Origin of the sequence: Trebonia sp., assembly GCF_049794275.1 — a bacterium.
Taxonomy (GTDB): domain Bacteria; phylum Actinomycetota; class Actinomycetes; order Streptosporangiales; family Streptosporangiaceae; genus Trebonia.
Window position 1 is genome coordinate 1 of record NZ_JBARCR010001254.1, and the last position, 6,010, is coordinate 6,010.

Genomic DNA, 6,010 nt, shown 5'->3' on the forward strand with positions numbered 1-6,010 from the left:
GCCTCGCCGCCGACACCGGTGCCAGCCTGATCGTCCTGTCGTCCGCTACCAGCGGCGCGGCCCGGCTTGCTGCCAAGGAAACCCGGGAGATCCGCGAGCGCCTGCCGAACACGCGAGTCCTGGCCGGCCGCCCGGGGGACACCCTCAGCCGGCTGCGTGAGCTGGCAAGAGCGTCCCAGGATCCCAGCCAGTAAGCGCGGCAGTCACGACGCGTCCGTTCGGAAAAGTCAAGAACATTATCCCGAACGGACGCGTGGTTCCTCCGCAACCTCAGCCGGCTTCTCCGGCGCGGTTAGCGCGGATTCTTGCGCGTCAGGGAGTCGTCGGCGCTCGACGGCACGGGTGCGCGCTGGGAGCTTCTCGCCGGCCGGTTCGCCGTCGCGCTGCACGCCGGCCCGCAGGCGCCCAGGCGAACAGGACGGGCTCTAGGCAAGCCACGCCGCGATTTTTTGCTGTCGGCTGGAACCTTGGCGCCGGGTTCTTCGTGCTTTGGTTGCGAACGGGAGGAGACCCCGATGGCAGCCGGCCGGAGCACAGCTGAACTCGAGCGCTTCCTCGCTGAGCGCGCCGATCATCTGCTGCGCACGGCCGTGCTCCTGGCCGGGAACAGGGAGGCCGGCGAAGACCTGCTGCAGACGGCGGTCGAGCGGCTGCTGCGGCGGTGGGGCCGGATCGACGGAGACCCGGAAGGCTACGTCCGCCGGACCCTGTGCAACCTGGCGATCGACGGCTACCGGCGCGCGGGCCGGTGGCGGCAGAAGGAACGCCTGCTGCGCACGGAGCTGCGGCAGCCGCAGGACGCAACCGGCGACGTAGACCTGCGCGACGCCCTGGTCCGGCTGCTGTTGCAGCTGCCGGCCAGGCAGCGTGCCGTGCTCGTGCTGCGCTACTGGGAGCAGCTGACCGACGCCGAGGCGGCGGCGGTCCTCGGCTGCTCTGAGGGCACGGTGAAGTCCTCGGGCTCGCGGGGTCTGGCGCGGCTGCGCGAGCTCGCCGACGGCTGGAACGACACGGCGGCCATGTGCGGCCGGAATGGAAAGCGATCATGAGCACCGACGTCGAGGATCTGCTGCGCGAGGGCATGGAGCGGTTCACCGCTGATCTCCGGGTGCCCGCCGGACTGACCTGCCAGATCGCGCGGCGCCGCCGCCGGCGTTGGCTGGCGCTGTGCTCGGTGACCGGAGCGGCGGCGGCGCTGACTGCGGGCGGCGTGGCCCTGGCGGTTGTCGTGGTGCCCAACCAGCAGCGCGCCGGGATCGAGCTGACCGCGGACGTGGTCAAGCGCGTCAGCGGCGCGCTGACCGCCGCCGATCCCGGCGATATCGCGCAGATGTCGGTCACTACCAGCAGCGCCTCGCCATACGGCGGCAAGACCACGACGACAACCGCAGCGGAATGGTCCTACGGCGACCAGTGGCGCTCGGTCACGTACTCGTCGCCCGGGCACCCGCTCTACGACGAGGGCTACACCGCCTCGGCTGGCTCGTCTGTCTACACCCTGGTCAATTACTCGACGCGGTCCTGGACCAAGCGGCCGGGCCTGGGCCGCCCGGCCGCTGCCATACCGTTTTCCACCCTGCCCGCTTCCACCCTGCCCGCTTCGCGCGGCTGCCGGCCGGCGATCGGGGCCCTCCCGTTGCTCTACAAGTTCGGGCTGCCGGGCATCGGGCTGCCCGCCAGTTCGCTGCCGTCGACGGTGGCGAGGTCCCTGCGGACCGCGGTCTCCTGCGGAACACTGACCGTGGCCGGCCGGCAGAGCGTCGACGGGATCGAGGCAATCAAGCTGACGAGCCGCCCGGGCAGCTTTATCTCCGAGACCATCTGGGTCAGCCCGAGCACCTACCTGCCGGTGCGCGTGGTCGTCCGCTCGGGGTCCGGCGCGCCAGCCGTCCAGCAGACAGCGGACATCACCTGGCTCTCGCCGACCGCACAGAACCTGGCCAAGCTCACCGTGCCCATCCCGGCCGGGTTCCGCAAGGTCTCGCTCTCCGCGGTCGCCGCGCCGACCTTCAAGCAGATCTCGCCAGCGCTGCTGCCTCGGCCCAAGGCGTTCTGCCTGATGCCTGCGGTCAATGCCTGCGGGAACCCGCCCTTCCCGGTCGGCGGTCCGCCGCTAGGCAGCGGTTACCGGTAAATCCGGCTGGGCTGCGGGCGGCCCGAACCAGGTGGTGAGCGCTTCACGGAGCCCCGGGCTGGCTGGATCCCCTGTTCCCGTCCAGGCGACATGTCCGTCGGGCCGGATCAGCACGGCAGCGGGAGCGGTGACCGTGCCGAGTACCGGAAGCTCCCATGGGCCAGCGTATTTGGCGTCGACCAGCCGGACCCGGTCCGCCCAGGGCGTGATGTCGTAGCCGCCAGGCTCGCTGAGGTTGAGCAGCACGGGCCGGGCGTCGTGCAGCAGGGTGAAGACCCGCACCGGGCCGTCGGCGGTGACCAGGTCGAGATCGGGCATGCGGCGTCCGAGCAGCGGGTGCCCATCGCCGAGGTCATAACGGATGTCCAGCCCGGACATCCTCGCGGCGTACCGCTTGCGAGGCTCGTCCATGCTCAGCAGTTCGGCCATGGTCTCGCGAAGCGCATCGATGCGCGCGTCGGACCGGGTGAGCGCGGTCTGCGCCATGGTGCCGCGCAGCACGCGGGCGGCGACCGGGTGCTGCTCGGCATGGTAGGTATCCAGCAGGCTTTCCGGTGATGCCGCACTGGCCACCTGGGCCAGCTTCCATCCCACGTTCACCGCGTCCTGCACGCCGAGCTGAAGGCCCTGCCCGCCGACCGGGTAATGCACGTGCGCCGCGTCCCCGGCCAACAGCACGCGTCCCTTGCGGTAAGACGCCGCCTGCCGGGTCATGTCGGTGAACCGGGAGATCCAGGTCGGGCTGTGCACCCCGTAGTCCGTTCCCCACGCGGCGACGAGCGCGCGGCTGAGGTCAGCCAGAGTCGGCTCACCGGCTTGCCCGGCGTACCGTTCACTCACCACCAGCCCCACCCGCTTCCCGTCCTCCAGCTTGCCCATAGCTTGAGTGCCCTTGTCGTCATAGCGGATGCCCCACGGCGGCTCCTCGCTCATCTCGACCTCGGCGATCAGGGAGCTGACTGTCGGGTCCCACCCGGGGAACTCGATGCCGGCGGCCTTGCGGATAAGGCTGCGCCCGCCATCGCACCCCACGAGGTACAGCGCCCGCAGGCGCCGGCCGTCGGACAGCTCCACGTCAACGCCGGTGCCGTCCTCCGTGAAGCCCGTCACCTCAAGTCCGCGGTAGACCGGCACCCCCAGCTCGCTGACCCAGCCGGCCATTATGCGCTCGAACTGGTCCTGCCCTAGCGCGAGCGTGTAGGGGTGGCGGGTGGGGAAGTCACTGATGTTCAGGCGGATCACGAAGGCCACGACCGGATGCACCTGCCCCGCAGAAAGGAACCGGTCAGCGATTCCGCGCTGATCGAGAACCTCGATGGTGCGTGAGTACAGGCCGCGGGCGCGGGAGCCGGCCAGCACCTGGCTGGTGCGCCGCTCGACAATGGCGACGTCGGTCCCGGCCAGCGCGAGCTCGCCCGCAAGCATCAGCCCAGTCGGGCCTCCCCCGGCGATCACCACCGCATGCCCGTTCATTGACGCCTCCCGTGATTGGCGCTCGTGAGGATGACAAGTTGCTGGGTCGCCCTTGTCATGGCTACATAACGGTCGACCGCTCCCTCGATGCCGTCGCCGAACGACTCCGGGTTGAGGAGGATGACCAGGTCGAACTCGAGCCCCTTCGCCAGCTCCGGGGTCAGCGACCGGACGCGGGAAGTCGCCGGGAACGTGGGATCGCCGATGACGCAGGCGATCCCTTCCCCTTCGGCATGCTTGGCGAGCCAGGCGTCGAGGATCTCCTCCAAGTCCGCGGCGGGTCGGTGCAGGACGGGGACGCCGGTGCTGCGGATTGAGGTGGGCACGTTGGCGTCGGGGAGCGCGGCCCGGATGACTGGCTCGGCCTCCGCCATGACCTCTTCTGGGGTGCGGTAGTTGATGGTCAGGGAGGCCAGGTTGATCTCGTTGAACCCGACTCGCTCGAGGCGTTCCCGCCACGACTCGGTGAACCCGTGCCTGGCCTGGGCGCGGTCCCCGACGACGGTGAAGCTCCGGGACGGGCAGCGAAGCAGCAGCATCTGCCACTCCGCGTCGGTCAGTTCCTGCGCCTCGTCCACGACGATGTGCGCGAACGGGCCAGCGAGCAGCTCCCGGTCGGCGGTCGGCAGCGCGGCCTCGTCGACCAGGGCGTCGTGGAAGTCCTCGCCGCGCAGCATCGTCACCAGGCCGACGCCGTACTCGTCGTCGGCCACCTGGCTCAGGTTGTCCACGACGCGGGCCATCTGCTCCCGTTCGGCGGCGACGGCGCCGGCACGCCGGCGGTTGAGCTGTGACGCCTCCGGGTCACCGAGCCGGAGGCGAGCCGCGTCCAGGAGCGGCAGATCAGCTACCGTCCAGGCCCGGGGGTCCGGGCGCTGCAGCCGCGTAACCTCATCGGGGCTGAGCCAGGGAGCGCACTTGCGCAGGTAGGCGGGTACCGACCACAGATCCGCGACGAGGTCAGCCGCCTCGAGCAGCGGCCACGCCCGGCTGAAGGTCGTGCGCAGCTGCTGGTTCCGCAGCAGCGACGTCCGGAACAGGTCAGCCGGGACGTCGTCGCCGCGGGAGTCCATCAGGGTCCCGAGCAATTCCTCCCAGACCTGATAGCGCCCGTCGTTGTGCGGAGTACCGGACTCCGGTGCTTCGAACGCCTCGGCCCAGTCGTCGGCGCTCAGCCAGATGTTGCCCCAGTCGGTCTCGACCGTCATCCCCTTCGCGGGCGGCTGCTCGTAGAACCTGACGGCTGCCTCCATCGCCATCACCATGTCCGCCGACGACTTCAGGCGGGCCACGTCCGGGTCGGCCTCCGGCATTGCCGCGGCTCCCTCAGGGACGAGGTCACGCAAGGTGCAGGTCTGCACGCCCTCCTCGCCGAGGCTGGGCAGCACATCGGAGACGTAGGCCAGGTAGGGCTGGTGCGGGCCGACGAACAGCACGCCGCCCCGGCGGTGGCCGAGGCGGGGATCGGAGTAGAGGAGGTACGCGGTGCGGTGCAGGGCGACGACTGTCTTCCCCGTGCCCGGACCACCGTCGACGACGAGAGCGCCACGGGAGCCAGCGCGGATGATCGCGTCCTGGTCGGCCTGGATGGTGCCGAGCACATCCCGCATCCGGGCAGACCGGCTGCCGCCCAGGCTGGCGATGAAGGCGGACTGGTCATCGAGGGCCGCGTGCCCTTCAAGGCCGTCCGGCGTGAACACCTCGTCCCAGTAGTCGCTGATCCGGCCGCGGGTCCAGCGGTACCTGCGGCGGCTCGCCAGGCCCATCGGGTTGGCGTGGGTCGCTCCGAAGAACGGCTCGGCCGCCGGAGAACGCCAGTCGATCAGCAGCCGGCGGCCCGCCCGGTCGGTGAGGCCAAGCCGTCCGATGTACACCGGCTCGGGGTTGTCTGCCCTGACGATGCGTCCGAGGCACAGGTCCAGGCCGAAGCGACGCAGGGCACGCAGCCGGGAGGTCAGCCGGTGGATCTGCATGTCCCGGTCCAGTGCCTCCTGGCCGATGCCGCCGGGCGACTTCCGCTCGGCGTCGAGGCGGGCGGTCAGGTCGGCGATCGACTGTTCGAGGGTCTCCGCGATGGCCGCGAAGTGCTGCTGGTCACCGGCGATCAGCGCCGGGTCGGCCTTGGCTGCTAGATTGCCGGGAAGGTCAAACGCGCTGGCAGCCAGCGAATTCACGTAATCAGCTCCGATCTGAGGTCTGCCTGCATTCTGCCCCGGCCTGCGATTATGCGGCACGACCCGGGTCTTGCGGCAAGCCCCCCGGTGCGCTATAGATTAAAAATGGAGGAGCGCGGATCTTATCCGCCGCTCGACGTGGCAAATGCGTTCTGGGGACGCGGTGCCGCGCCCCCAGAACGAATCGTGGCTGATACCTACGGGCGAACCTCGTAAACGAGGTTGAACG

General features: G+C 70.1%; 5 protein-coding genes. 3 read left to right on the forward strand and 2 right to left on the reverse strand.

The features are described 5' to 3' along the window. From WA805_RS30685 to WA805_RS30695, 3 genes are all read left to right on the forward strand, one after another. A partial coding sequence (locus tag WA805_RS30685) for a hypothetical protein (RefSeq protein WP_425244074.1) occupies positions 1-194 on the forward strand: 194 nt, incomplete at its 5' end. 321 nt (positions 195-515) lie between these two features. Next, on the forward strand, positions 516-1,049 hold the full coding sequence (locus WA805_RS30690) for a SigE family RNA polymerase sigma factor (RefSeq protein ID WP_422323772.1): 534 nt from the start codon (positions 516-518) through the stop codon (positions 1,047-1,049). Continuing rightward, entirely contained in the window at positions 1,046-2,134 is a 1,089-nt protein-coding gene (locus tag WA805_RS30695) for a hypothetical protein (RefSeq protein ID WP_425244075.1), read from the forward strand. Before WA805_RS30690 ends, WA805_RS30695 begins: the two co-directional genes overlap by 4 nt. Here the strand turns inward: WA805_RS30695 and WA805_RS30700 are convergent. Further along, the gene (locus tag WA805_RS30700; protein ID WP_424559060.1) at positions 2,114-3,607 is read right to left on the reverse strand and encodes an FAD-dependent monooxygenase; all 1,494 of its coding nucleotides are present in this window, start codon (positions 3,605-3,607) and stop codon (positions 2,114-2,116) included. The genes WA805_RS30695 and WA805_RS30700 overlap by 21 nt on opposite strands. Further along, positions 3,604-5,781 (reverse strand): RNA polymerase recycling motor ATPase HelR, encoded by a 2,178-nt coding sequence (gene helR / locus WA805_RS30705; RefSeq protein ID WP_425244076.1) that lies wholly within the window; start codon positions 5,779-5,781, stop codon positions 3,604-3,606. The genes WA805_RS30700 and helR overlap by 4 nt, the downstream gene beginning before the upstream one ends. Positions 5,782-6,010 lie beyond the last annotated feature (229 nt).